Raw genomic sequence first — 24739 nt, forward strand, 5'->3', positions numbered from 1 at the left:
GTACAGGCACAAAAAAGAGCAGCGTTGATGCTGCTCTTATTGCTAAGCTAAAAAGTCAGACTAGGAGTAAATAACGTTTTCTTCTATCCCACTGACTAATGACTGAGCATTCTTCCAACGGAATACCTTCTCCAATACTTCTGTACCACCTGGCGCACGCCAAGTTCGCTCTTGACATTCTTGACCTCCAATATGGCGGTAGAATTCAATTGCAGAAATGTTTTGCGATACGACTTCTAGATAAAGACCATTGTCTTTAAAGTACTGTTGCTGCCATTCTGCGACTGCAAGTAATAGCTGCTTGCCAATACCACGACCACGGTAGCTGTCATCAACATGCAGTGCGTCAATAAAGGTTCCACGCTCGAAGTCATGGTTGCCAAACACACAAACGAAGCCGAGCAACAAACCACCCTCTTCCGCCAAGACAATGTGCTGGTTGAATGGTGGGTTGGTCAGACGGGTTTGCCAGATCAGTAGTTTGTCGTCAATCGCCTCTTTATCAAGATAGTTATCACTAAGAATGCCACGGTAATGACGCTTCCAACTATCCGCATGAAGATGCGCAATGCGCTCGTAGTCCTTATATTCCGCTAATCGTAAATCCATTACGTATTCCTATTTTCTTACATTTTTTACTTCTTTATAGAGTCTCGGCATATTCCACCTTTATAACACTTGTTTCTTGGCAGATTTTATACACCTTAAGCCAGAGCTCATTTTTTAATACTACTCATTATTCAATTAAAAGCAAAATATCCCATCAAGTTCCTTAATGTACATCCAAAGGAACAGTCACATTTGTCTAACTTTAATTTGACTTACACGTGTACGCTGATATTCTGGCGAACAGTTGTTAGCTCAAAGTTAGGAATACACCTGTGACTCAAAACAAACCACCCATTATCTGGTTGAATACATTGATATTTTCTTCCAGTTTTGTTCTGACTTTTATTGTAATGCCTTGGTATGCATATCATTTTGGACTGGGTTGGGAGCATCTAGTTTGGGGAGTGATGGCATTCAGTTTTACGAATCTTTCTATTACAGCAGGCTATCACCGACTCTGGAGCCACAAAACATACGAAGCTCATCCAATTTTACGTGCTATTTTTGCGATTGGAGGAGCATTTTCTTTGCAAAATAGTGCATTACACTGGTCTTCTGATCATCGTGTACACCACAAGCATGTCGACAATAACGACAAAGATCCTTACTCAGCGAAACGTGGCTTTTGGTATTCTCATATTGGTTGGATGTTACGCGACTACAACAAATCGCAGGAAAACGAATACACCAACTGCCGCGATTTAAAGCGTGACAAAATCGTCATGTGGCAACATAAGTACTATGTTCCACTTGCTCTACTCACCAATATTGGCTTTCCGGTCGCTCTTGGTGTTATCTACGGCGATATTTGGGGTATGTTATTAGTAGTTGGTGCCGCTCGACTCTTTATGAGCCACCACACGACCTTTTTCATTAACTCACTTGCGCATGTTTGGGGAAAACAGACTTTCACGGACAAAAACACCGCTCGCGACAACGGCGTGTTAGCCTTTTTTACATTTGGTGAGGGCTACCACAATTTCCATCATATCTTCGAGAATGACTATCGTAATGGTGTGTATTGGTGGCATTACGACCCGACCAAGTGGTTGATTAAGTCTTGTTCTTGGCTTGGACTCACATCTAAGTTGCGCACAACGCCTACATTTAGAATTGAAAAAGCTCGCGCAACTCAACTCTTGAAGAAAGCAAAAGAAAAACTGGGAGCAAAACCGAATACGCAAACGATTCTTGATCAGTTACAACACGAGTTTGATGCGCTAGTTCATCACATGCAGGAATATTATGAAATGCGCAAGGAAGTACTCGGTGCAAAAACAGCCAGTGTAGTAAAAAAATACGAGTGCTCTGTGACCAAGATAAAGTATCAGCAAATCAAAGCGGAGTTCGAGCGGCAACAACGCAGTTGGAACCTCATGGTGCGCCGATACGCTTAACTTAACCCATCCTTACGATTTAGCTTCGCTTCGGCGAAGCTTTTTTGTTGCAAGGATTATTACCCTCTTCCAACTCACTGAGTTGTTTCTTTTTCTCATTTTGAATCAATTCCCTCACTATTTATTCAAATTTCTGGTCATATTTTCCTTCCTGCAAACAGCTTCAAACCAGCACATAACACTTAGAAAACCAAATTCCAACAATACAATCTAACGAAATTAATTATTAAATTATTATTTGTCTCAGATCATGCAAGCCCCATATTTGTCTCGTGCCACAGTTAAGAATTCTGTAAATTCCTTGTCATAAACTGAAACAGTTTCTTTCTTTTTTTCATAACATTCGGAGATCCCTATGTTAGAGCTCTTAATTGGCTTAGTTGTCACCATTGCTGTGGGTTACTTTATCGTCAAAGGCTATAAAGCAGCGGGCGTGTTACTGACGGCTGGTATTGCTTTACTTCTTATGACTGGCGTATTGGGGCATGACGTGCTGCCCTCAAAAATCACCTCAACCGGTAACATGGTGACAGACGCGCTAGAATACGTGAAATACATGCTACAATACCGCGGCGGCGGCCTTGGTATGCAAATCATGTTGCTATGTGGCTTCGCTTCCTATATGACTCACATCGGCGCGAATAACGTTGTAGTGAAACAGTTCTCTAAACCGCTTTCTGTTATCAAGTCTCCTTATGTCCTTTTGGTAGCGGCTTACATTGTGGCGTGTTTGATGTCTCTTGCAGTAAGTTCTGCAACCGGCCTTGGCGTACTATTAATGGCGACATTATTCCCAATGATGGTCGCGATGGGGATCTCTCGTCCAGCAGCGGTTGCAGTTTGTGCCTCTCCTGCGGCAATCATTCTTTCTCCAACCTCTGGTGATGTGGTGATCGCCGCCGAAAAATCTGGCTTGGCGCTTGATGTATTTGCGGTACAAACAGTGTTGCCTGTTTCTATTTGCGCAATCATCGTGATGGCTGCCGCGGCTTTCTTCTGGAACAAATACTTAGATAAGAAAGAAAATACGCCAATGGAAAAAATTGACGTATCAGAGATCAAAGCCGATGCACCAGCGTTTTATGCGGCACTGCCATTTCTACCTATCATCGGCGTGTTCCTATTCAACGGTCGTACCATTCCAGGACTTAGCCTAGACATTTACACTATTGTGGTCGGTTCGATTTTCCTTGGCGCTCTGATCCATTACGTTGTAAATAAGTTTGATGGTAAGAAATCACTGGAAGATTTAGATTCTTGTTACGCTGGCATGGCTGACGCGTTCAAAGGCGTTGTGATGCTTTTGGTTGCAGCGGGGGTTTTTGCGCAAGGTCTAATGTCTATCGGCGCTATCGATAACCTACTTCACCTTGCAGACAATGCAGGTGCAGGCGGTGTTGCTTTAATGCTTATCCTTACTGCATTGACAGTTGCAGCAGCAATTGCAACGGGGTCTGGTAACGCGCCTTTCTATGCATTTGTAGAGTTGGCACCATCTTTGGCTGCGAAAATGGGACTAAACCCAGCGTTCCTAATTATCCCGATGCTTCAAGCATCAAACCTAGGTCGTACTATCTCACCAGTGTCTGGCGTAATCGTTGCGACATCCGGTATGGCGAACATCAGCCCGTTTGAGGTTGTAAAACGAACATCTGTTCCGGTTCTTGCCGGTCTTATCACAGTTATTATTGGTACTATGGTACTTGTTCCAATGAGTGCCTAACGGCATCGCCAATATCGCTTATCGACAAGGCCCAGCTTCTAGCTGGGCCCTTTTTTTTCATCTCTCCAGTGCCATTATTCTTTCTGTATTGCTTTGTAAATGCATTTTAATTGTTACTCAACTCGTGACATATTTCTCGGTTATTACATCGCTTCTTCAGAAGCATTTGCGTAATATCTCAACAGTTTATATAAGAACTGAATACATTAAAAAATGGGATTTATTATGACTGCATTTATTGTCTTTATCGTTATTGTCCTGCTCGTTGTGGTGTACGCCGTCAGTATCTACAACAAGCTCGTTACTCTACAAAACCGTTTCAAAAACAGCTTCGCTCAAATAGAGGTTCAATTAAAACGTCGATACGATTTGATTCCGAACTTAGTTAATACTGCAAAAGGCTATATGGAACACGAAAAAGAAACATTTGAACGTGTCATCCAAGCTCGTAATCAAGCAATTGCTGGCCTGAAAGCAGCCAGTGACGCACCTGGTAGTGATGCGGCAATTAGCCAACTAAACCAAGCAGAAGGCATGCTGCAAAGTGCGTTGGGCAAACTTAATGTTGTAGTGGAAGCCTACCCTGAGCTTAAAGCGAATGAAACCATGAGTCAGCTTCAAGAAGAATTAACCAGCACTGAGAACAAAGTTGCGTTTGCTCGCCAAGCATTTAATGATGCGGTAACCAGCTACAACACATACAAACAAACGTTCCCGCCAGTGTTGTTTTCCAACGCATTCGGATTCCAAGATGGCAAACTGTTAGAGTTTTCTGACAGTGCTGAAATACAAGCGGCCCCGAAGGTTGAGTTCTAATGGATTTCTTTGACCATCAAGATACCGCGCGTCAACGCACTGGGCTTTTGGTGTTCCTGTTTTCCTTAGCAGTTGTCACCATCACTGGTTTGGTAAGCGTATTATCGATTGGTATCTATTACGGAGTAACAGGCGAACACTTTGATCAAGAAACCGCACTTACCTACGTCTTGTTGTGCTTTGCTGGCGTATTGCTGGTTGTTGCGATAAGTTCAACGGTTCGCTTATCCGCCCTCACCTCCAATGGAGGCCGAGGTGTTGCTGAGAGCATAGGCGGCAAGCTGATTTCCTCAAACACCTTAGATGCAAAACATAGACAACTGCTCAACGTTGTGGAAGAGATGGCAATTGCATCTGGTATTCCGGTTCCTCCCGTCTATGTGATGCAGGAAGAGCGCGGTATCAATGCTTTCGCAGCAGGCATGAGCATTGATGATGCCGTCATCGGCGTCACACAAGGCGCACTGGATAGCTTCACGCGAGATGAACTACAAGGTGTCATTGCTCATGAATTCAGCCATATCTTAAACGGAGATATGCGTTTAAATACACGTCTTATCGGCGTACTGTTTGGCATCACTTGCATTGCACATTTTGGACACTTGGTCTTAGATAACACTCATCATACGAGCCGCGTATCAAGAAGTTCTTCCGATTCCGATAAAGGCTTTGCGGTTATCATGCTGATTGCGATTATCTGTTTGGTTCTGGGCTGGATTGGCACCTTGTTTGGCTCGATGATCAAAGCTGCAATCTCTCGTCAACGTGAATTTCTCGCTGATGCCAGTGCCGTTCAATTTACTCGAAACGATCAAGGCATTGCTGGTGCACTCAAGAAAATTGGTAGCCATATGGCGGGTTCTTCATTGAATACAAAAGCAAGCGATGAGATGAGCCATATGATGTTTGGTCAAAGCAAACTCTCCGGCTTTTCTGGCCTATTTGCTACTCACCCTCCACTAGAAGAACGGATTCGCCGAATTGAACCTGGTTGGGATGGAAGTTTTTCTCAAAGTTCGCATCGTCCAACGACAAGCTTTGAGAATGATAACGTTAGTGGATTCTCATCAGGGACGTCGACACAACCTGAGAAACCAACCACCGCAGAACTCAGCGAAGTAGGTCAACAACTACTTAACCAACTTCCTTCCGAACTTGTCGACATCGCTCGTGAACCATACAGTGCGCGCTTTATTGCTTTTGCCTTGATATTTGATGGCAGTGAACTCCAGCGAGAGATGATAAAAAGTCATATCCCAAATGTGTCTCAAGCACAATTATTACCATGGCTGGATTATGATTTGCCTCTTCATCTACGCTTTCCATTACTCGAACTCTCCATTCCTGCCTTGAAATCGCTAAGTGAGGGTCAGAAAAACAGACTGTGCCAGGTGCTACGTGAACTCTCTCAAACTGATGACCACTACTCACTCGCAGAATGGTGTGTCATCAACTTATTGGAGAAGCAACTACTCGAATCGTATGGATGTACAAAACAGTTCCAATCTTTAAAGCAATTAAAAGAGAGTGTGTTTTGGCTACTGCGCGAATTGGCTTGGGTTAGTCACTCTCAACCGGAAGACGCTCAACGTGCATTTAGCAGCGCCCTAACCTGTTTGGGCTTTAATGATGCAGAGTTACAACCCGCAAATAAGAACTGGGGCCTAAATCGCGCCGCTTTAGAGCTCCTACTGCAGCTCAAACCGAAAAGTCGTCGCTTGTTCGTAAAAGCGTGTCGATTAGCGATTGAATCGGATGGAAAGGTTACCGTTGCGGAAGGAGAACTCTATAGAGTAATCGCCTGCTTCTTAGAAGTTCCAGAGCCGCCACTAACAGTATCAGTCAATACTGGACAAACCCTACCGAGCCAAACACAACAAGCTAACTGACTTAGCTTTAAACAAAAACGCCAGCAAAAGTGCTGGCGTTTTTTCATTATGTGTTCTTATTTGACGATTTACGCTGACTTAAATCGATCAGGGATCTTAGTAATACTCTCTCGATAACTAAACCATAAGTAGGTCACGGCGAGGGAGAAGAATAAATACGAAAGTGCGAAGACGATTGGAGATGTAATTAATTCAGCCGACATTCCCCACATCACACCAACAACCGTTATCGTCAACTTAGAAAGCATGCCGCAAATTAGTAAGAATAAGGCAAGCTGCGGAAAGCGCGAGCTACGGAATGCAAAGAAATAACAGCTCCCTACCGCTAGAGAAGCAATAGATAGACCCAACATAAATGAATGGATGTGGTCTGCAGATGCGACACCAGCAGATACCGAAGCCATGAGTAATAGGAACAGTTTCATAAGTCACCTCACAACAAGTCTAAAAAAGCATCCCTTCATAAATGAAATCTCATTTTTCGCTATATTCTGCTCCTATAATCTGCAATTACAAGTGACTTTTTTGTTCACTTAATGCACAAAAAACCTAATCAGCCCTAGTTATTACAAAAGGTTAACAATTTAAATTTAAGAAACCCTTTACATCCAATACTTACGGCGACAAGACGATATTTCAGTCATTTTTGTTACAGGGAGTTAACACGGTAACATTTTGAAATTTTTTATATGAAATGTGAGCTGTGCACCCAACTGCGCACTGAATTCTCTATTTTGACTAGTTCCTCATTCCCAATAACATAAATCATCACTTTTTGATAACACGCTAACCACATACAAAACCATGAATTCACATCCGCTTTTAATGTTTCAAATTATTTTATCAGTAACGGTAAAAAGAGATTCCAATCACATATTTATTGGTTATAATCCGCGCTCATTGCGTTAATCGTTGAAAAACGCAAACTAATTTTGAGAAAAAACATCTTTAAACCAACCCTCTTTGCGGCATTGCCAACAAGAGGAAAAACTGAGAATGAAAATGAGCAAGATTGATAAAGCTATGCGCATCCTGTTAGCAGGGTTCTGTATCAACCTTTGTCTTGGCATCCTGTATGCTTGGAGTGTATTCAACAAGGCACTGGTAACTGAATCAGGCTGGAGTGCTGCAGAAGCTTCTGCACCTTATGCAACTGCAACCATCACTTTCTCTATCTGTCTTCTTGTTGCAGGTATTCTTCAAGACCGTATGGGTCCACGTATGATCCTTATCCTAGGTACTGTTCTTACAGGTCTAGGCATGATCGCGTCTGGCTTTGTTGACACTCCACTCATGCTGAACATTACCTTCGGTGTGATCACAGGTGCAGGTATCGGTTTTGGCTACGCATGCCTATCACCTTCTGCAATGAAATGGTTCCACGCTTCGAAGAAAGGCATGGTTAACGGCATCATTGCGGCTGGTTTTGGTCTAGCGGCTATCTACCTAGCACCAGTAACATCATCATTGATCGACAGCATGGGCATTCAAACGAGCTTTATGGTTCTTGGTGTTGGTATCCTGGCAATTGCAGTTCCTCTTGCAGCAACCATCAATAACCCACCAGCAGACTACACACCTGCTGAGCCAAAAATAAGAGAAGGCCAAGCACCTAAAGCGGTTAAAAAATCAGATGACCTAACTTGGAAAGCAATGCTGAAAACGCCACAGTTCTACTCTCTATGGATCATGTACGCGTTCGCAGCTTCTGTTGGTCTAATGATCATCGGTAACATCACGACAATCGCAAGCGTTCAAGCAAACTTGCCAAACGCGGTTTACCTAGCGTCCATTCTTGCTGTATTCAACTCTGGCGGTCGTGTTGCTGCGGGTATGCTTGCAGATAAAATCGGCGGTGTTCGTACGCTTCTACTTGCGTTCGTCCTACAAGGCGTAAACATGGTGCTGTTCGCAACGTTCAACTCTGAGTTCACTCTGATCATTGGTACTGCGATCGCAGCGGTCGGTTACGGTACACTTCTAGCGGTATTCCCTACGCTAACGGCCGAGTTCTACGGTTTGAAAAACTACGGTACCAACTACGGTGTGCTTTACACGGCATGGGGTATCGGTGGTGCAATCGGCGCAGCAGTTGTTGGCTTCTCTATGACGAACGGCGAAGGCTACACCTTGGCTTACACTATTTCATCAGCAATGATGGCAGTATGTATCGTACTTGCGTTCATCACTAAGCCACTGTCTGAAGCGAAAGTAGCGCAGCTAAAAAACGCATAATTGCGAATTGATTTGATAGCGAAAAGGCTTAACCTATGGGTTAAGCCTTTTTTGTTACAGGTCGTTTATGGAAAGCCCTATCGAACTTGCACCAGACTACTATCTAGAAAACTTCTTTAAGCTGACTCACCACGCAGTAACCTGGTACAGCGATTTACTGGCCGAGGATGAACACGCTTGGCTTTGCTCGTTTGATTCCTTGAGCAAACACGCCCAATGCCTGTTGGTGCGTTTATACAGCCGAAAAGGGTGTTGGTTTCGAAGTGATAAGCTGAGTTATCAAGAAATACCTTCTATCAATGAAGCACTGGCAGAATTGAGTCAACATGAGTTTGTGGCCCTTTCCCCAACACTCTCTCATCAAGAGTTAGCGTCTAACTTACTGACGAAACCGGAGATCTCTGCACTTTACCCAGAGCTACCGAAGTCATTAAAGAAAGATGCCCTTGTAGAGCGTTTAAGCAACACGGAATTTGATCGTTTTGAGCAGCTTGAGTTTACGCTCATCAAACTCAATTCCGCTCACATGATCGACGTATTACTCACCCTGTTTTTTGCCAACACTCATCAAGACTTAAGTCAGTTTGTGCTTGATGACTTAGGTCTACATCAGTTCGAGCAATACCAATTGAGTAAAGTGCGCCGTTTCTTTGATTCACGTGAGCAAATAGACCGCTTAATTGAACTGAGCCAACTGGCCAACCTGTACTGGCAATTTGATCGAAAAGACAAAGCGAACCTCGACTTATTAATTGAGGCAATGCCTCATCCAGTTAGTCACCATTACGTAGATCGTAAACGCGAACACATGTTGAATGACATTGCGCGAGACTATGAGCGTATTAATGAGCTAGAGACCGCCCTATCTCTATTTAGCCAAACTCAGCTCGCTCCGAGCCGAGAACGACGTGCACGTATCTATGACAAACTGAACCATGATGATTTATTTAGTGACATTGTCACAGAAATGCTGCAGTCGCCAATTGATGTGTCTGAGCTCGAAGTCGCACAAAAACTTGAGCAACGGTTGAAGCGAAAACAAGGCACGAAAGTACCAAGAATGGCAAAGCCACTCTGCTCCGAATACCATATTGAACTGGATTTATCTCAACAACGAGTCGAGCTTGCCAGCAAAGCGTATTTTGAGTCCTTAGGCTGGAATGTGTTTTACGCTGAAAATGCGTTGCTCAACTCGCTACTGGGGCTCACATTCTGGGATGCGATTTTTGCTCCTATTGAAGGGTCATTCATTAACGCTTATCAACACCGTCCTTTAGATTTATATCACTCGGATTTTGTTACCAAGCGCCAAGTTTTGATAGACACCGCTTTTGCCGAACTAGAAGCGGGCAACACCCAGATGTTATTGACAAAATACGATGAGAAGTTTGGCATCAGTAATCCATTTGTACATTGGAATTTAATAAGTAAAGAGCTACTCGAAACAGCGCTCAACACTATCCCAACCAATATGCTGATGGCGCTGTTCAAAATACAATTGAGCGACCTTAAGCTTTACCGTAATGGGATGCCGGATCTCATTGCTTTTAAAGAAAATGAGTTCGAGTGGATTGAAGTGAAAGGCCCTGGCGATAAACTCCAGGATAACCAATGGCGTTGGATCAAAGAGTTTACTCGCCTTAATGTCCCGTTTGCGGTGTGTTACGTCGCAGCAACTTAACTTACTCTATATAAAGAGCTTGGTGTTTGTTCACTCAAACCGCCCCTCGGTTATCGCCCCTTGCTCTTTTTTCTAAAAATTTTTTCGTTTCTTCACGATCGCTTCACGCTTCTTCACACAAAATGCGCTTCTACTCACTAAGTTGATTTGAAGAGGCAAAATAAAATGAACAAAACACTTCTTGCGTTACTTGTTACCTGCTCAGTTTCGGTATCTGCGGCTCCTTATGTAGGTCTGGAATATGGACTAGGCACCACTGACCATGATTTGGAACCTCACTTTTCAACTGACAACGTAACACTCAACCCTGAGCTTGAAGACGGTATTTTCTCAGGTTTTGTCGGTTACGCGTTCAATGACAACTGGGCGCTAGAGTTGGGCTACAGCCAATTTGACCTTGATGATAATCGTTCAAAGAACCTTGGTATCAAACAAATTGATGGCAAAGATTACCATCATGAAATGGATTGGGATGCGTCAATCAAAGCCAAGCAAGTGTCGCTGTCTCCAGTGTTTAGTTATGCATTAAATGACAAATGGACAACAAAATTCAAAGCGGGTCTAACGTACACGGAATACAACGCCAAGGTTTCTAAACATCAAGAATATGAGCTTGTCGCGAATGATGATGTAGAAATGAACAACACGCTTTTCCACAACACAGAGAAAAACAACGAGCTAGGCGCAATGTTCTCAGTGGGTGCGGAATACAGAATTTTCCCGCAGCTCACCATAGGTGCAAACGCAAAATATCAACTAGACCGATACGCGAACACTGCATCCTTTAACGTAGGCACAACTTACTACTTCTAATTTAAGGAGACGATAATGAAAAAAATGATTTTAGCATCCATGTTTGCCCTACTTTCAAGCTCAGCTTTCGCCGCGTTTAATGGTCCAGAAATAGGCGTAATTAATTCGGTGAAAGAGGCGCACAACGCAACCGACGACAGCGCAGTCATGTTAACCGGGCACATTGTTCAATCTCTTGGTAACGAGACTTACTTGTTCAAAGATGAGACTGGTGAAATCGAAGTGGAAATCGACAATGAAGATTGGATGGGGCTAGACGTTGGTCCAAACGATAAAGTGACGATTCGAGGCGAAGTTGACTCAGAGTGGACAACCAAGCAGATCGACGTAGAGACCATTCAAAAGCTTTAATTCGCCTGACACCTCAACACAAACAACACAGCCACATATTGGAGGCTGTGTTGTTTATGGGCCGTGAAACTACTCGTTTAGCTGACCAAGCAAGGACAATCTTCCGGCAAGACTAATCGTATACTCTTAGACTGAACATCAAACCGTATTGTTCTCGAATGATATGGTTCGCCATCTAAATTGAGCGGTAGTGGATTTGGGAAGTCTATCTCCAACCAGCTTGCTCTTGTGTGTTTTACAAACTCACCTTTCTCGCTAGGATTATTGATCTCTTCGATAACTTTCGGCAGCTCATGAGGCAAAAATGGACGCACCAATGTTAGATCCATCAAGCCATCATTAATCATCGCTTTCGATGCTAACTCTTGCCCACCTCCAGCTAAGCGACCATTGCAGAAAGCGCCAAGCAACATTTCTCCCTGATAAGCCCCGCCTTCAATTGTTATTGTTCCGTCATAAGGTTTAAAGCCGAGCGCTTTTACAACACCGGTTAGTGTATAAGCGCCGCCACCAAGAAAGTTTTTAAGTTCAACAGGCGTTTCTGCCGTAACTTCTGCGCCAAACCCTGCTGTTGCCACGTTAATAAAGTAGCGATCGTTAGCCTTGATACAATCGACCAAAGCAGACTGCCCTTCTACGGCAAGAGATAAAGACGCCTTGATAGAAGCTGGCACTTGAATCGCGGTGGCAAAATCATTTGCGGTACCAAGAGGGATAATGGCTAACTCAGGGCGTTTTTCTTCTTCAATTTGGATAATCGCAGAAGCCGCCTCATTGACGGTCCCATCGCCACCAGCGACAACAATACGTTCAATCCCTTCATCAACCGCTTCTTTCACCAAGCGCGGCATGTCTTGAGATTCCCAAGTCACTCGCACTTGCACATCGACGCCCTTGTCTCTCATTTTCATGATTGCATCTCTTAACTCTGGGTTCCCAGCTTTTTTGCCGTTAAGGATGGCACGTATTGTCTTCTTCATTGCACTTCCTATTGGTTGATGACTTTCCCTGCTTGTTTAATCTGTGATCGCAACCATTGATGGGCACTGTCGTTTGTCCGACTAGGATGCCATATTGTGCAGAGCTCATAGGTTTGTTCATCAAATGGCATAGATAAAGATTTAACATGATAGGTGTGGTTGAACAAGTTGATCATCGACTCGGGCATTAAACCAATATATTCACTACCGCAGATAACAGGTAGCATTTCCAACACGCCAGAAGCTCGATACTTTATCTTTCTTTTGTCCAAGTCGACAATATCATCGGCGTTTAACAAGCTCTTACGACTCTGCCACTGCGAAACCACCACATGTTCTTCTTCAAAAAATTGTTCAGCCGTAATCTCGCCCTTTAAGCGTGGGTGCTCCTCGCTACACACCACCACCAAGCGCTCAGTAAGCACAGTTTCAACTTTTAAAACCGTTCGTGCTCTTGGCGCGATATCAATGATCAAGTCGTAACGTTGCAAACGTAGATCGCTTTCATAATCTTCTGTAAAGAGTGGATGAACCTCTAAAGCAATATGTGGTGCCAACTCACGGATCTGTTTCATGACTTGAGGGAGCAACTCAAAACTTGCAACAGAGACACAAGCAATGGAAAACACTCGATTCGACACTTTAGGGTCAAATTCGCTAGAAGCCGCCAGAGTTGAAGTAAAGTTTTGCACCGAAGTAAGCAGCGCAGGGTAAATATCCATAGCAAAAGAGGTAGGTTCTACCCCCTTGGTACAGCGATGAAATAAAGGTTCGTCATAAATATCACGAAGGCGTGCCAACGCTTTGCTGACTGCGGGCTGCGTGATACTGAGACGTGCTGCCGCTTTAGATAAGTTCCCCTCTTCATAAATGGCAATAAAGATGGGGATGAGATTAAGATCGGTCGGTTTCATGCTATTAAATTTTTCGAAAATCACTTTTTCTATTTTAATCTAACAGCATGATAGTTAACGTAGCCAAGTACAAGAAATGGGCGGTACGACCTGTTTTAATGAGTTTTAACTCAATTTTGACGTACTCCACTCACCGCGTAAGTGAGTAGCTAACGTGCAAAGCCAATACTTACATTAAGATTTGCCTAAATATGGGGTAAGAAACTCGCTGACTTCCTCGCCGCATAAACCAATTTCTACCTCAATACCGGCTTGTTTTAGAATCTCGATACCTCGACCACTGTTGCGCGGATCTGGATCCAACATGGCTACGACGACTTTGCCAATACCGGATTTTACTAATGTCACCGCGCAAGCTGGCGTGCGACCTACAAACGAACACGGTTCGAGCGTAACGTATGCCGTCACCGCTTCTAACGAGCCTTGATATGCATTCAGCGCTTCTACTTCCGCGTGGTTGCCACCAATAGCTTGAGTATGACCTTCTGAAACGATTTGATTGTCTTTCACTAACACGCAGCCAACCGGCGGGTTGGGTCGACATTCAGGAAGCGCATTTTTGGACAATTCCAATGCGCGGCGCATAAACTCTTGGCTCATTTGAACTCTATTCTCTAATAAAAACGAGGCGCTATATTAGCGCCCCGTTTTATTCATTGCCATCTCTTCCAATGACTTTGTCCAGTTCTGGTAACGCTCGCGGTATACGGAATTTAAAGCGTTGTTGTTTGGTCTGGATCTTGCGCCACATCGACTTCATTAAATGAGCGCTATTTTCGCCATTTTGCATTCGCGACGCACTTTTTTGCCACGATTTACTCGTATCGGCTTTGGTCATTTCCAGCTCTGCCGTATTTAAACGCAATTGTTTGTACAATACGGTCCTTGCTTCAGACCAACGTTTAGCCTTTAACAAACGGTGGAACGTCAACCATGCTGGTGTCGGTCTGTTGCGGTAGTAACGTTTAATGGCTACCAATGAAACAGTCACAAAACCCAACAATACAAGCGTGGAAACAATCCATGCAAAATACGTTTTGATGAAGGATTTCAACGTGTGCTTCGCGGCAAATGTTTTGCCCTCTAACACCACCGTTTCCACTTGCTGAGTCTTACTGTTCCACCAACGGAACTCATAATCTGGCAGGGTTAATTCACCACCTTGTTGAATCACGTACACGCTCTCTTCTGTGCGTGTTGACTGGTAATCACCACGTGTTTGCGTATCTGTAAGACGGTGCGGTTGAGGATACGCTTGGTAACGGGTTGTTGATTCTCCTTTCAACAAGTCTGGTAGCAACACAGATAGCGAATCTTGAGCTGAAATGGTGATTTTACGCGTGATTGCATCCCCAACTTTGAGTGACTCAGTGGAGGTTTCCCACTCTTGTTTTACGTCTACGTGCGTTGCAGAAAACCAAGGCGTGTCACCGCTCAACAATCCCGATGGCAAGACAGTTTTGAACTTAATCGGCTGCGTGTAAAGGGTACCTGACACCTTCTCGCCGTCCGGTGCTGACACCTGAACGCCCACTACGACAGGTGGAATCACAAAATCACCAGATGCTTGTGGATACAAAGTCACTTCCCAGCGTTGACGCGACCAAGTTTGTCCGCCCTTGTGCTCCGTGAAGTTAGTGGCTAACTGATTACGCTGTTTGGCGATAACATTGGGCATTTCAATACTGCCAATTCGCGTCCCACCCGTAAACCAGCGCGGCGTTGCCACTTCGATGGTTAAAATGACTTGCTCGTTGACACTAAAACTTGGCGTTTTACGCTTTTCCCCAGCCGTTGGTTGTTGACCGACCCACGCTTGCAACTCAACACCATGATTGCGTTGAAGATCGTAAATATCCTGAGCGAAAACGTGACGACTTACGAACAGACTCAAACAAACCACTAACCATGCCACTATCCTTGCAGGAAGTGCAAAAGAGGTCACGCGATGGGCATTCATCATCATTGATCAGCCTCCTCTGTATTGTGTTCCGTTGTCGTAGTTGAGTTACCCGTTGTTGGCGAGCGTAATTGAATTTGAAATTTAGCGCGTAAGAAATACTTCGGATCCGCTTCGACTCGCTTTAGCCACTTGTCGGCTAATTCTTGGCTACCTAAGATGTCTTCTGCGCTTAACGTCTCTTTAATCATCAACTCTGCTGACGTTTGTTCATCCGCTCCTTCTGCGGTTTGAGGGTTGTCGCCTAGCTCGGTTGACGCCTCTTGCTCTGTTCCTGCTTGACTCTCACTCATCTGATTTATCTCATCGACGATGCCAGCAATCACTTTCAAGTTGTGCTCAACATCAGGTCTTAACGACTCGCTCAACGTTGGCTTACTGGCTAGGGATTTTAACAAGTCACGAGCAGCCAAATATTCACGCTGACGCGCCAATGCGCTCGCCGCATTGTAAAGACCGTAATCTCGAACCTCTTCAGACGGGTCGTTTTGCATTTCCAAAAACGCACTGTGCGCGAGCTCAAACTCGCTAGCGTAGTAGTACGCCGTGCCTTTGCGTAATGGATCGACAAAGTGTTTCGCTGCTTCTAAATACGCTTGTTGGTTGAACAAACGCTGCCCTTGTTGGTCTGGCGTCAGCCACAAATCCCACCACCATTGCGCAACCTTGTCGAAGGTCGTCACTTTTTGCACAACTTGTGGCTGCTCGGCTTTAACAGAAATGTTCTCCGCCATTGCACTGGTCGGCATCAACAGTGTACCGCTCACCATTGCAATCACGCACCACTGCACTAACCACCCTTTTCTAAACCACAGCATCATGATCAACGCGATTGGGAACAGCAGTTGATAACCCATGTCTTTCCAAGGCATTGAAGATTCGCCATTAAGCTGCATATTGCGCTCAACGTATCGATTCAGTTGTTCGATATCACTGTTATCGACCGTCACTTCCACCAATCGACCATTAGTCTGGCTGGCCAGTTTTTGCAGAGAATCCAAATCCATCGGGTTGTTGCTCACGATGTCTGTATTCCCCGCAGCAAGAATTAACAGTTGATAAGGTTTGCCTGCAAAATACGCTTGGTATTGCTTAATCGTAGCCGGGTTCACGCCGTCGCTCACCAACAAAACGGTGGAGCCTGGTTGACCTTGCAATTGTTGATCAATTAACGGCAAGGCTTTTTCAGCAAGCTTACCTTGCACAGGCATGATTTCTGGCGTAATGGCCGCCAAGAATGGGTCAAATACTTTGCTGTCTTGAGTCACAGGCATCGCCACATGAGCACTGCCCGCAAACACGACTAAACCCGTTTTTCCGCCTTTTCGCGCAACTAACAAATCGCGTATTTTCTGTTTGGAACGCTCAAGGCGGCTTGGTGGGAGATCTTTTTGCAGCATCGAGTCGCTGTTATCAAGCACGACAAGCAGAGAGGCTTTATCTTCACCAAAGGGGGAAGATTCACGTTGCCACGTTGGGCCTGCACAAATCACAATGGCGATTAGCACAATCAGCATCAAGAGCTTAAGCGGCAGTTGCTTACGCCAACCTCGCTCGCCTATCGTCAAAGCATTGCGTAAATGTTCGGGCAGAATATCCTTCCAGCTTGGTTTGCTTTCTTCTCGCCAGCGCAACCACACCAAGAAAAACATGGGGATCAAAGCCATTAACCACAGCGGTCGGATAAAATGAAACTGCGTAAAGAATTGCGTCCAACTAAGAGAATCAAACATCGCTCTCTCCTAATGATGATCGTGTTGCAGCCCTTCTTTTGAGTGTCGCGACACTGAACGCGAGTAAATGCATGATGACCACTAACGCCATCAAGTAATGGTGAAGGCTTTGTTTTGGGCGGTATGTGGTGCTTTCGTAAAGTTGAGGTTCCAGTTTGCCAATCTCGTCGTAGGCAGCCGACAGTTCATCACGGTTGAGAGCTTCAAACGCTTCACCGCCGGATTCTTTCGCAATGCGATGAATCGTGTCCATATCCAACGCGGTTTCACCTATCGTTTCCGGATCACCCATCGCAATCACGTGCACTCGCACGCCTTTGGCTTTCGCAACTTTCGCCGCATCAATCGGTTCGACAAAGCTGCCCGTGTCATTACCATCGGTTAATACAATCGCGACTTTTTCACGGTTTTGATCTTGTTCTAAAGCACCACGCGACTTATCGCTTTGCTCAAAAACTTTAATCGCTAAGCCAATCGCATCACCAAGATGGGTACTCTGCCCTGCCATCGCCACATCGGTTTGGTTAAGCAGTTCGAGCCACACTTTTTGGTCTGCGGTAAATGGCGTTTGCACAAAAGCGGCATCACCAAAAAGAACCAAGCCTAATCGGTCACCTTTACGAGACTGAACAAACTCCGTCAGCACTTCTTTTGCCGCATCAAGGCGAGAAATTTTTTCACCTGTACGAGACGTGAAATCAGGCTCAGCCATGGAACCCGAAAGATCCACCACCACCATCACATCGCGCCCTAAACTCTCGCGAACTTGAGGCTCGCCTAACACGGTGGGTTTTGCCATCGCACACACCACCAAAAGCCATGAGAGAATTAACGTTGCTCGTTGCCACCAGCTTGGGGTTAACTGGCTTGCACCTTCCGACGGCGTCTCGCCAATCGCTTCCACCAACTGACTAAAAAACGGCACTTTGATCGCCATTTGCTTAGTGCGATATGCAGGCACCAAGTAGTACACCACCAATGGCAACGGCAAAATCAGAAACCACATTGGGTGAGCAAATTCAAAACCAGACAAACCAGTTAGCGATACAAGAAGATCATTCATGTTGACCTCCCTGATTTGCTTTGCGTTTCAATAGTGGTGATTTCTTTGTTGTGCCTTTTTGAGCATCGCAACGGTGTTCACTCACCCAGTTTTTCGCACGAGCAATAAGCGTTACTCGCTCTTCGTTGGTTAGCATAACGCTTGGGTCAACAATACTTTGTAGCCAACGCTTTGAAAGCTCATCGTTAAAGACCACTTGCGAGTTTGCTTGAGAATCTCCGGTTTGCAGATATAGCGCATCGAGCTTGCGCAAAAAGGCGGTATCAAACAATTTCGCGTTACGGCTATCAACATGAATCAACACAATTTTAAGCACAGAGAACAATGCTTTAGGCATGCCTTTGTCGCTCGGTTTGATTTGCGAAATCGCCAACAGAGCTTCTTGTCGGTAACGGTTACACCACCACTGTTGAGCCAAACGATACGCGACATACACCAATGCAATGAGCGCAACCGCCGCTAAAATCTTCCAGCCAATAGTTTGCGGATACCAACTCACGCTTGGTGGCACGGCCACATCATGTAGCTCTCTGAGTATGTAAGTACTCGGAGGCGTAGGAAGATCACTCATTTAACGCCCTCCTACCAGTTTTTGAAATTGTTTAATGTGCTCGCCTGTCGTATCGAGTTCGATGTGCGGAAGGTGTTTCATCGCCATAAGTTGAGATAGTGATTGTCGCTGTAAGCTAGTTCGAGCCTCAAGCTTTGCGCTCGCGGCTTCTACCTTTGCTTTGCTGTCTAAATTGAGTTGATACTGCCCATCACCAACCACCCATTTCGATTTTGCCAAATCGTCTGGTAGCGCTTGTTCTAATGGGTCACTGACCATCACTGCGAGAACATCGTTGTGCTGTTGTAGCTGTTTAAGGTGATCAAGGTGGTGCTCCTCGCAGTCGCTCCAGTCGCTGATAAAAATCAATGTGGATTGTTTGAGCTTCATGCGTTTAATGAGCTCAATCCATTGACTGAACGTCACTTTTTCGGAATTGCGGGAGTCCACATTGAGCGATTGATTGGCTTTAGCGAGGCGCTTAAGTTGAGCCAGAAGATCGTTTTGCGAACGCTGCGCCTTGCTGTGAAACAACGCCTGTTGGGATGCGATGACAAAACCAACTCGGTCGCCATCTTTTAGCACACGCCACCCGCACATGGCCGCGATTTCTGCCGCGACAACCGATTTCATTACTTGCGTCGAAGCAAAAAACATTGCGCTACGCTGATCGACACACACGATCACGTTGCGATCTTTTTCTTCGGTGTAGCTACGCACATGCGGTTTGCCTGTGCGCATCGTAACTTTCCAATCCAGATTACGAATGTCGTCACCCAATTGATAATGGCGCAGTTCTTCGAAGTTCAATCCACGACCGCGAAACAGCGAATTGTGGCGGCCTGAGAGTACGCTACCCGCTTTTAGATGAGGAAGTAAACTGAATGATTCTGCCTGTGCTTGCAGACGTACTAAGCGAGCGTAATCGCAGTACAAACGGGGATCCATCCCCTGTGATTTTGGCGCAAGAGTTGGCTTAGCCATAATGCCTCCCGCTTATCCAATTTCTACACAATCTAGCAGCTCTTGCACGACGCGTTGGTGATCGACTCCGTCTGCTAGTGCATCGTAGGTCAAAGAAAAACGGTGGCCCAGTACAGACGGAACCATGGCTCGCACATCGTCAGGAGTGACATGGTCACGTCCTTGCATCCACGCATACGCACGAGCGCATTTGTCTAGTGCGATGGAGGCACGGGGACTAGAGCCAATCTCAATCCATTTTGCTAAGTTTGAATCGGCATAACGCTCTGGCTTACGAGTCGCCATCACTAACGCGACGATGTAGTTTTCCACTAGATCTGACACAACAACATCAGGTAGTTGACGACGTGCTTCTAGCACCACGTCAGGTTCGATGTGTTTTGGCGTAATAATTTCGCTGCTGGTTTCCGCACCTAATTCTTCACTGCGCACCAAACGAATGATGTCACGTTCGGCTTCATCTTCTGGATAGTCGACAGTAACCTTCATGATAAAACGGTCCATTTGCGCTTCTGGCAGCGGGTACGTGCCCTCTTGCTCTACTGGGTTTTGCGTTGCAAGCACCATAAATAAGTCTGGCAATACGTGAGTTTTATCGCCTACCGTGATCGTGCCTTCGGCCATGGCTTCAAGCAGTGCGGCTTGTACTTTGGCTGGCGCACGGTTGACCTCATCGGCAAGCACTATGCTGTTAAAAATTGGCCCTGGTTGAAAATGAAGTTGCGGCTTGCCATCCAACTCTTGATAAACCTCGGTTCCCGTCACGTCCGATGGCAAAAGGTCTGGCGTAAACTGGATTCGACCAAAACTGGTGTTTAACAAGTTGGCCAACGATTTTACAGAACGTGTTTTTGCCGTTCCCGGCAAACCTTCTAGAAGAATGTGCCCGTTCGTTAATAACCCGATGACTAAAGCTCGAACCACGTGGCTTTGTCCAATGACGCTTTTTTCTGTTTGTTCGATGAGTTCTTTTATCGCTTGTTGTGCGTGGTTCATAGGGTACCTTTTCAGTGGTTTAAGCCGTCTTTTCAATAGTTAAGTATAAGAACAAATGAAATAACTTAAGGTTATATTCACTATGTTATCTTTGCGCTTCTTCAGATTGGAGAAGTTGTGCAAGACCAACCAACATCGGTAACGCGTAATCAAAGAACATTTTGATTCCCGAACACAGATAGTTTAGTCCAGCCTCGCCATTCGGCGTTTTGATCAGACGGTTTTTCGGACACTCGCCCCAGCAATAAGGCAAGTAGGGACACTGCTTACAATACGTCGGCAAAGATTCGCGTTTTGCCATGCCAAAGGTGTATTGTCGTGTAGAGAAGGCCATGTCATTCAATGAGTGTTCATGAATGTTGGCGATTTTGTATTCTGGGTACACATAGTGGTCGCAACTGAACACATCGCCATTGTGCTCAATCGCCAAGCCTTTGCCACAAAACTCAGCCGTCACGCAAAGCTGAGACGGTTTCCCCATTACTTGCGCTACCGCGGTTTCAAACAGGTTAACCAGTACACGGCCAAGATCGTTATTCACCCACTCTTCAAAGGTCGCCATTAAAAAGCGTCCCCAATCTTCAGGATCGACCGACCAATCCGTCACAACAGACATTGGGTGACCCGGTTTCGCCAGATCACTGCCTTTGGTTGGGATCATCTGTTCGTTCCAAAACTGCGGTGCGGTTGTTTGGAAGTCGTTCGCTTCTACCACCGGTGCAAACTGAATGTAAGTCACACCCAATTCTTGGGTTAAAAATCGATACACTTCGAGCGGGTATTTCGCATTGTGACGATTCACCGTCACCAACGCGTTGAATTTCACGCCATGCGCTTGGAGCTTATCTACCGCTTTCATCACCAGATCAAACGTCGGCTTACCGCTGCGGGTTTTGCGATATTTGTCGTGCAACTCTCGTGGCCCATCAATCGACAAGCCAACTAGGAAGTTGTGCTCTTTTAAAAACGCACACCACTCATCGTTTAGCAAAATGCCGTTGGTCTGAAGGTCGTTTTCAATGCGAACGCCTTGCGGCTGATGTTTCTTTTGCAGAGCTACGACATTGCGGAAATAGTCCAGCCCAAGTAGCGTTGGCTCCCCGCCCTGCCATGAGAATACAATTTCTTCGCCATCCTGACTTTCGATGTAGCTTTTCACGAACGCTTCCAATGTTGCGTCGTCCATTTTGGGCTGCTTTTCTTGGTGCAGTAGATTTTCTTTATGCAGATAAAAGCAGTACTGACAATCGATATTGCATTTTGCTCCGCCTGGCTTTGCCATCACATGGAATCGACGGTCGTACGCACCCGGAACCGTTGCTTTAGACGCCGTTTTAAGAGGCACAATAGGCATAGTAGTAGAATGGCGAGGGGAAATCTTACTCATACGTTTCTCACTATTTAATATACCCAAATAACCTCGCAAGCGTAGTGCAGTAAACGGGAAGCTATTTGGGTATATAGCGCTCCGAAGAGCGCTATGGATTATCGATGTTCTTTATTACTTAGAAGACTTAGGTACGAATGAACCTGCTTCCATGCGAGGTGGGAACTCTTTAAACGTACCCATTACCTCTTTCACTTTCTCTACCGCTGACATCATTAGGAATGAACGCTCGTACATCCAACGAGAGTAACCCATACCTTGGTCACCACGTTCGAATGGATCGATACTCAAGTCGAAGATCAATGGAACACGAAGTTTAGTGAAAGGCTTACGCCATACATCCATGCCCGTTTCATTCTCTTGAATCATAAAGTGGAACTTGTACTTTCCTTGACGTAATGCCACAAGATCGCCGTCATCGCTCCAGTAAACGAATTCGTTACGAGCAGATTTGTCTGACTTACCCGTTAGATATGGCAGTTGGTTGTAACCATCTAGGTGAACTTTATAGTCCATATCACCAACTTTCTTACCTTTTAGTAATTCATCTTTAACTTTGGTGTCACCCGCAGCAGCAACCAATGTCGGGAAGAAATCCTCTAATGACATCATGCCGTTGAACGTTTTACCTGCTTCGATGTTTCCTGGCCATTTAATCAACATCGGCACACGGAAACTGCCTTCCCAACCAGTGTTTTTCTCTGAGCGGAATGGTGTCATCCCTGCATCAGGCCACAAATCAACCATAGGACCGTTGTCAGTGGTGTAAACAATGATTGTATTGTCATCTACACCCAACTCTTTGATCTTATTAAGTAGCTGACCGATTTGATCATCGTGCTGCTTGACACCATCCGCGTAGAAACCAGCACCTGTTTTACCTTGGTATTCTTCAGGAACATGCGTGAAGTTGTGCATGCGAGTGGTGTTGAACCAAGTAAAGAACGGCTTATCCGCTTTTACTTGCTTTTCTATGAAGGTTTCCGCGGCATCGAGGAATTCACCGTCAACATTTTCCATACGCTTACGCGTAAGTGGACCGGTATCTTCAATTTTGCCGTCAGCGTAAGAGTGGATTACGCCACGAGGGCCAAATTTCTTCTTGAACTCTGGATCTTTAGGATAATCCACGTTCTCTGGCTCTTCTTCCGCGTTCAAGTGATATAGGTTGCCGAAAAACTCATCAAAACCGTGGTTGGTTGGAAGGTGTTCGTCTCGGTCGCCTAAATGGTTCTTACCAAATTGTCCGGTTGCGTAACCCATTTGCTTAAGCACGGTTGCAATCGTTGGATCTTTTTCCGAGATACCTTGCGGAGCGCCTGGTAAGCCCACTTTTGATAGACCAGTACGTTTTGGCATTTGACCAGTAATGAATGCAGAACGGCCTGCTGTCGAACTTTGCTGTGCGTAGAAGTTAGTGAACTTCGCACCTTCTTTAGCAATGCTATCGATGTTCGGCGTGTTGTACGCCATCATGCCTTGGTTGTAGGTACTAAGGTTCCAGTAACCAACATCATCACCAAAGATGACAAGAATGTTGGGTTTGTCCGCTGCGTGTGCAACTGCAGATGCAGCGCCTAATGCTAACGTACATGCGTTAAGTACGAGTTTTTTACTGCTCGTTTTGGTCGCATTTTTCATATTATCTCCAAGAGTTCGCTAGTGCGTAAAAATGGTATTCGCTTTTCAATACCATTGTTGATATAAGATAAAGCACTAATTTCAGGCGATAAATGCAGTCAGAATTAGTTAACCTATAAATTAAATTTATGAGTGACGTTATGGACTTGAATTTGATCCAAACTTTTCTTGTTGTCGCGGAGTTCCAATCTTATACAAAAGCCGCGGAACAATTGGGGCTTACGCAACCTGCTGTGAGCGCTGCAATAAAGCGTTTAGAACAAGTGGTCGATAAGCAATTATTTGTCAAAAAAGGGCGAGGTATCGCACTAACATCCACCGCCTATCAACTGCTACCGCAATTCCAGCAAGCGGTTAATATCATTGACAATGCGATATCCGATAAGAATCATTTTGAAGTGTGTTGTTCCGAAATTTTATTGCACATTATGGACCCGATAAAGAACACTATTTTTTATGAATCACCACCCGAAAAGTTCTTATTATTTGAGCTTCTAAGACAACAAAAAGTCGATCTTGTCATTGATACTGTTATCACAAAAGATGCGGCGTTTATTATTGAAGATGCCTACGAAGAAGAGGCGGTGATTATCTGTCGTGAGAATCATCCCCGCGTGCAAGGCTCGCTCTCAAAAGAGCAGTTTTATGAGGAAACTCACTGTTTGTTTTCAGGGAAATGGAACAACATGAGCGGTTTTGAACAGCTATCCCAAGAAACTATTCAAGAGAGAAAAGTCGATTTGATCACATCTTCGCTTGCTGGTATGGCGTTGTACGTCGCGCAACGCGATTGTTTAGGCTTAGTGTCTCAATCTTTTGCAAACAAATGGAGTAAAGCCCTTAAGCTTCAAGTTCTGCAATGCCCTATTTCTATATGCGCTATCCCTTACAAGTTTGTTTACCATAAGCGAGAGATGAACAACCCTGCTCATATTGCGCTACGTGAAAAAATTAAAGCGAACTTAACGGCAGCCCACTACGAGCCAGTTTCCTTGTAGGCCTTGTTGATTCGCATTT

Annotated in this window: 22 protein-coding genes; 9 read left to right on the forward strand and 13 right to left on the reverse strand. The window is 45.1% G+C overall.

What is annotated here, in order from left to right; translation table 11 throughout:
• Nucleotides 1-60 precede the first annotated feature (60 nt).
• Entirely contained in the window at nt 61-609 is a 549-nt protein-coding gene (locus tag F7Y48_RS10035; RefSeq protein ID WP_316683742.1) for a GNAT family N-acetyltransferase, read from the reverse strand.
• 272 nt (nt 610-881) lie between these two features.
• Here F7Y48_RS10035 and F7Y48_RS10040 point away from each other — a divergent pair, with 272 nt between their 5' ends.
• The 4 genes from F7Y48_RS10040 to F7Y48_RS10055 all read left to right on the forward strand — a co-directional run bounded on the left by F7Y48_RS10040 (nt 882) and on the right by F7Y48_RS10055 (nt 6434).
• Nucleotides 882-2006: an acyl-CoA desaturase gene (locus F7Y48_RS10040; protein WP_268844644.1), complete on the forward strand. Its 1125-nt coding sequence runs from the start codon at nt 882-884 to the stop codon at nt 2004-2006.
• Nucleotides 2007-2361: 355 nt separating this feature from the next.
• The gene (dcuC, locus tag F7Y48_RS10045) at nt 2362-3729 is read left to right on the forward strand and encodes an anaerobic C4-dicarboxylate transporter DcuC (protein ID WP_005398199.1); all 1368 of its coding nucleotides are present in this window, start codon (nt 2362-2364) and stop codon (nt 3727-3729) included.
• A gap of 225 nt (nt 3730-3954) precedes the next feature.
• Complete coding sequence (locus F7Y48_RS10050) at nt 3955-4545, forward strand: LemA family protein (RefSeq protein ID WP_006742324.1); 591 nt, start codon at nt 3955-3957, stop codon at nt 4543-4545.
• Complete coding sequence (locus F7Y48_RS10055) at nt 4545-6434, forward strand: M48 family metallopeptidase (protein ID WP_182036134.1); 1890 nt, start codon at nt 4545-4547, stop codon at nt 6432-6434. Before F7Y48_RS10050 ends, F7Y48_RS10055 begins: the two co-directional genes overlap by 1 nt.
• A 68-nt stretch (nt 6435-6502) precedes the next feature.
• Here F7Y48_RS10055 and F7Y48_RS10060 read toward each other — a convergent pair whose 3' ends face one another.
• The gene (locus F7Y48_RS10060) at nt 6503-6859 is read right to left on the reverse strand and encodes a hypothetical protein (RefSeq protein ID WP_005398137.1); all 357 of its coding nucleotides are present in this window, start codon (nt 6857-6859) and stop codon (nt 6503-6505) included.
• Between the two features lie 577 nt (nt 6860-7436).
• Here F7Y48_RS10060 and F7Y48_RS10065 point away from each other — a divergent pair.
• From F7Y48_RS10065 to F7Y48_RS10080, 4 genes are all read left to right on the forward strand, one after another.
• Nucleotides 7437-8669: an OFA family MFS transporter gene (locus F7Y48_RS10065; RefSeq protein WP_316684293.1), complete on the forward strand. Its 1233-nt coding sequence runs from the start codon at nt 7437-7439 to the stop codon at nt 8667-8669.
• 67 nt (nt 8670-8736) lie between these two features.
• Entirely contained in the window at nt 8737-10350 is a 1614-nt protein-coding gene (locus F7Y48_RS10070) for a VRR-NUC domain-containing protein (RefSeq protein ID WP_258508434.1), read from the forward strand.
• A 165-nt stretch (nt 10351-10515) separates the two neighbouring features.
• Complete coding sequence (locus F7Y48_RS10075) at nt 10516-11163, forward strand: AcfA family outer membrane beta-barrel protein (protein ID WP_301576546.1); 648 nt, start codon at nt 10516-10518, stop codon at nt 11161-11163.
• Between the two features lie 15 nt (nt 11164-11178).
• A complete protein-coding gene (locus F7Y48_RS10080) occupies nt 11179-11514 on the forward strand; it encodes a NirD/YgiW/YdeI family stress tolerance protein (protein ID WP_139061038.1) in 336 nt (111 codons plus the stop codon).
• Between the two features lie 77 nt (nt 11515-11591).
• On the opposite strand, the gene yegS is transcribed toward F7Y48_RS10080, so the two are convergent.
• The 11 genes from yegS to F7Y48_RS10135 form a co-directional block, all read right to left on the reverse strand.
• A complete protein-coding gene (gene yegS / locus F7Y48_RS10085) occupies nt 11592-12494 on the reverse strand; it encodes a lipid kinase YegS (RefSeq protein WP_139061039.1) in 903 nt (300 codons plus the stop codon).
• 8 nt (nt 12495-12502) lie between these two features.
• Nucleotides 12503-13408: a LysR family transcriptional regulator gene (locus F7Y48_RS10090; protein WP_316683748.1), complete on the reverse strand. Its 906-nt coding sequence runs from the start codon at nt 13406-13408 to the stop codon at nt 12503-12505.
• 174 nt (nt 13409-13582) lie between these two features.
• The gene (locus F7Y48_RS10095; RefSeq protein ID WP_301658061.1) at nt 13583-14008 is read right to left on the reverse strand and encodes a bifunctional diaminohydroxyphosphoribosylaminopyrimidine deaminase/5-amino-6-(5-phosphoribosylamino)uracil reductase RibD; all 426 of its coding nucleotides are present in this window, start codon (nt 14006-14008) and stop codon (nt 13583-13585) included.
• 49 nt (nt 14009-14057) lie between these two features.
• On the reverse strand, nt 14058-15374 hold the full coding sequence (locus F7Y48_RS10100; protein WP_316683749.1) for a BatD family protein: 1317 nt from the start codon (nt 15372-15374) through the stop codon (nt 14058-14060).
• Nucleotides 15371-17101, reverse strand: a complete 1731-nt coding sequence (locus F7Y48_RS10105) for a vWA domain-containing protein (RefSeq protein ID WP_316683751.1) — start codon at nt 17099-17101, stop codon at nt 15371-15373. The genes F7Y48_RS10100 and F7Y48_RS10105 overlap by 4 nt, the downstream gene beginning before the upstream one ends.
• Complete coding sequence (locus F7Y48_RS10110; RefSeq protein ID WP_005398156.1) at nt 17094-18164, reverse strand: vWA domain-containing protein; 1071 nt, start codon at nt 18162-18164, stop codon at nt 17094-17096. The genes F7Y48_RS10105 and F7Y48_RS10110 overlap by 8 nt, the downstream gene beginning before the upstream one ends.
• A complete protein-coding gene (locus F7Y48_RS10115; RefSeq protein WP_316683787.1) occupies nt 18157-18735 on the reverse strand; it encodes a DUF4381 domain-containing protein in 579 nt (192 codons plus the stop codon). Before F7Y48_RS10115 ends, F7Y48_RS10110 begins: the two co-directional genes overlap by 8 nt.
• A complete protein-coding gene (locus F7Y48_RS10120) occupies nt 18736-19698 on the reverse strand; it encodes a DUF58 domain-containing protein (protein ID WP_015313118.1) in 963 nt (320 codons plus the stop codon).
• A 12-nt stretch (nt 19699-19710) separates the two neighbouring features.
• Nucleotides 19711-20694, reverse strand: a complete 984-nt coding sequence (locus F7Y48_RS10125) for a MoxR family ATPase (RefSeq protein WP_316683794.1) — start codon at nt 20692-20694, stop codon at nt 19711-19713.
• 85 nt (nt 20695-20779) lie between these two features.
• On the reverse strand, nt 20780-22081 hold the full coding sequence (locus F7Y48_RS10130; protein WP_316683796.1) for an anaerobic sulfatase maturase: 1302 nt from the start codon (nt 22079-22081) through the stop codon (nt 20780-20782).
• 114 nt (nt 22082-22195) lie between these two features.
• Nucleotides 22196-23722: an arylsulfatase gene (locus F7Y48_RS10135; RefSeq protein WP_316683798.1), complete on the reverse strand. Its 1527-nt coding sequence runs from the start codon at nt 23720-23722 to the stop codon at nt 22196-22198.
• A gap of 140 nt (nt 23723-23862) precedes the next feature.
• Here F7Y48_RS10135 and F7Y48_RS10140 point away from each other — a divergent pair, with 140 nt between their 5' ends.
• The gene (locus tag F7Y48_RS10140) at nt 23863-24720 is read left to right on the forward strand and encodes a LysR family transcriptional regulator (protein WP_005396661.1); all 858 of its coding nucleotides are present in this window, start codon (nt 23863-23865) and stop codon (nt 24718-24720) included.
• Nucleotides 24721-24739: the final 19 nt, after the last annotated feature.

Source organism: Vibrio sp. 2-1-2a (assembly GCF_032648565.1).
GTDB lineage: Bacteria > Pseudomonadota > Gammaproteobacteria > Enterobacterales > Vibrionaceae > Vibrio > Vibrio diabolicus.

What these genes read in the sequence shown, in the direction of transcription:
- F7Y48_RS10035 (WP_316683742.1), bottom strand. Translation starts at nt 609, where the DNA reads ATGGATTTACGATTAGCGGAATATAAGGACTACGAGCGCATTGCGCAT.
- dcuC (WP_005398199.1), top strand. Translation starts at nt 2,362, where the DNA reads ATGTTAGAGCTCTTAATTGGCTTAGTTGTCACCATTGCTGTGGGTTAC.
- F7Y48_RS10050 (WP_006742324.1), top strand. Translation starts at nt 3,955, where the DNA reads ATGACTGCATTTATTGTCTTTATCGTTATTGTCCTGCTCGTTGTGGTG.
- F7Y48_RS10055 (WP_182036134.1), top strand. Translation starts at nt 4,545, where the DNA reads ATGGATTTCTTTGACCATCAAGATACCGCGCGTCAACGCACTGGGCTT.
- F7Y48_RS10060 (WP_005398137.1), bottom strand. Translation starts at nt 6,859, where the DNA reads ATGAAACTGTTCCTATTACTCATGGCTTCGGTATCTGCTGGTGTCGCA.
- F7Y48_RS10065 (WP_316684293.1), top strand. Translation starts at nt 7,437, where the DNA reads ATGAGCAAGATTGATAAAGCTATGCGCATCCTGTTAGCAGGGTTCTGT.
- F7Y48_RS10070 (WP_258508434.1), top strand. Translation starts at nt 8,737, where the DNA reads ATGGAAAGCCCTATCGAACTTGCACCAGACTACTATCTAGAAAACTTC.
- F7Y48_RS10075 (WP_301576546.1), top strand. Translation starts at nt 10,516, where the DNA reads ATGAACAAAACACTTCTTGCGTTACTTGTTACCTGCTCAGTTTCGGTA.
- F7Y48_RS10080 (WP_139061038.1), top strand. Translation starts at nt 11,179, where the DNA reads ATGAAAAAAATGATTTTAGCATCCATGTTTGCCCTACTTTCAAGCTCA.
- yegS (WP_139061039.1), bottom strand. Translation starts at nt 12,494, where the DNA reads ATGAAGAAGACAATACGTGCCATCCTTAACGGCAAAAAAGCTGGGAAC.
- F7Y48_RS10090 (WP_316683748.1), bottom strand. Translation starts at nt 13,408, where the DNA reads ATGAAACCGACCGATCTTAATCTCATCCCCATCTTTATTGCCATTTAT.
- F7Y48_RS10095 (WP_301658061.1), bottom strand. Translation starts at nt 14,008, where the DNA reads ATGAGCCAAGAGTTTATGCGCCGCGCATTGGAATTGTCCAAAAATGCG.
- F7Y48_RS10100 (WP_316683749.1), bottom strand. Translation starts at nt 15,374, where the DNA reads ATGATGATGAATGCCCATCGCGTGACCTCTTTTGCACTTCCTGCAAGG.
- F7Y48_RS10105 (WP_316683751.1), bottom strand. Translation starts at nt 17,101, where the DNA reads ATGTTTGATTCTCTTAGTTGGACGCAATTCTTTACGCAGTTTCATTTT.
- F7Y48_RS10110 (WP_005398156.1), bottom strand. Translation starts at nt 18,164, where the DNA reads ATGAATGATCTTCTTGTATCGCTAACTGGTTTGTCTGGTTTTGAATTT.
- F7Y48_RS10115 (WP_316683787.1), bottom strand. Translation starts at nt 18,735, where the DNA reads ATGAGTGATCTTCCTACGCCTCCGAGTACTTACATACTCAGAGAGCTA.
- F7Y48_RS10120 (WP_015313118.1), bottom strand. Translation starts at nt 19,698, where the DNA reads ATGGCTAAGCCAACTCTTGCGCCAAAATCACAGGGGATGGATCCCCGT.
- F7Y48_RS10125 (WP_316683794.1), bottom strand. Translation starts at nt 20,694, where the DNA reads ATGAACCACGCACAACAAGCGATAAAAGAACTCATCGAACAAACAGAA.
- F7Y48_RS10130 (WP_316683796.1), bottom strand. Translation starts at nt 22,081, where the DNA reads ATGAGTAAGATTTCCCCTCGCCATTCTACTACTATGCCTATTGTGCCT.
- F7Y48_RS10135 (WP_316683798.1), bottom strand. Translation starts at nt 23,722, where the DNA reads ATGAAAAATGCGACCAAAACGAGCAGTAAAAAACTCGTACTTAACGCA.
- F7Y48_RS10140 (WP_005396661.1), top strand. Translation starts at nt 23,863, where the DNA reads ATGGACTTGAATTTGATCCAAACTTTTCTTGTTGTCGCGGAGTTCCAA.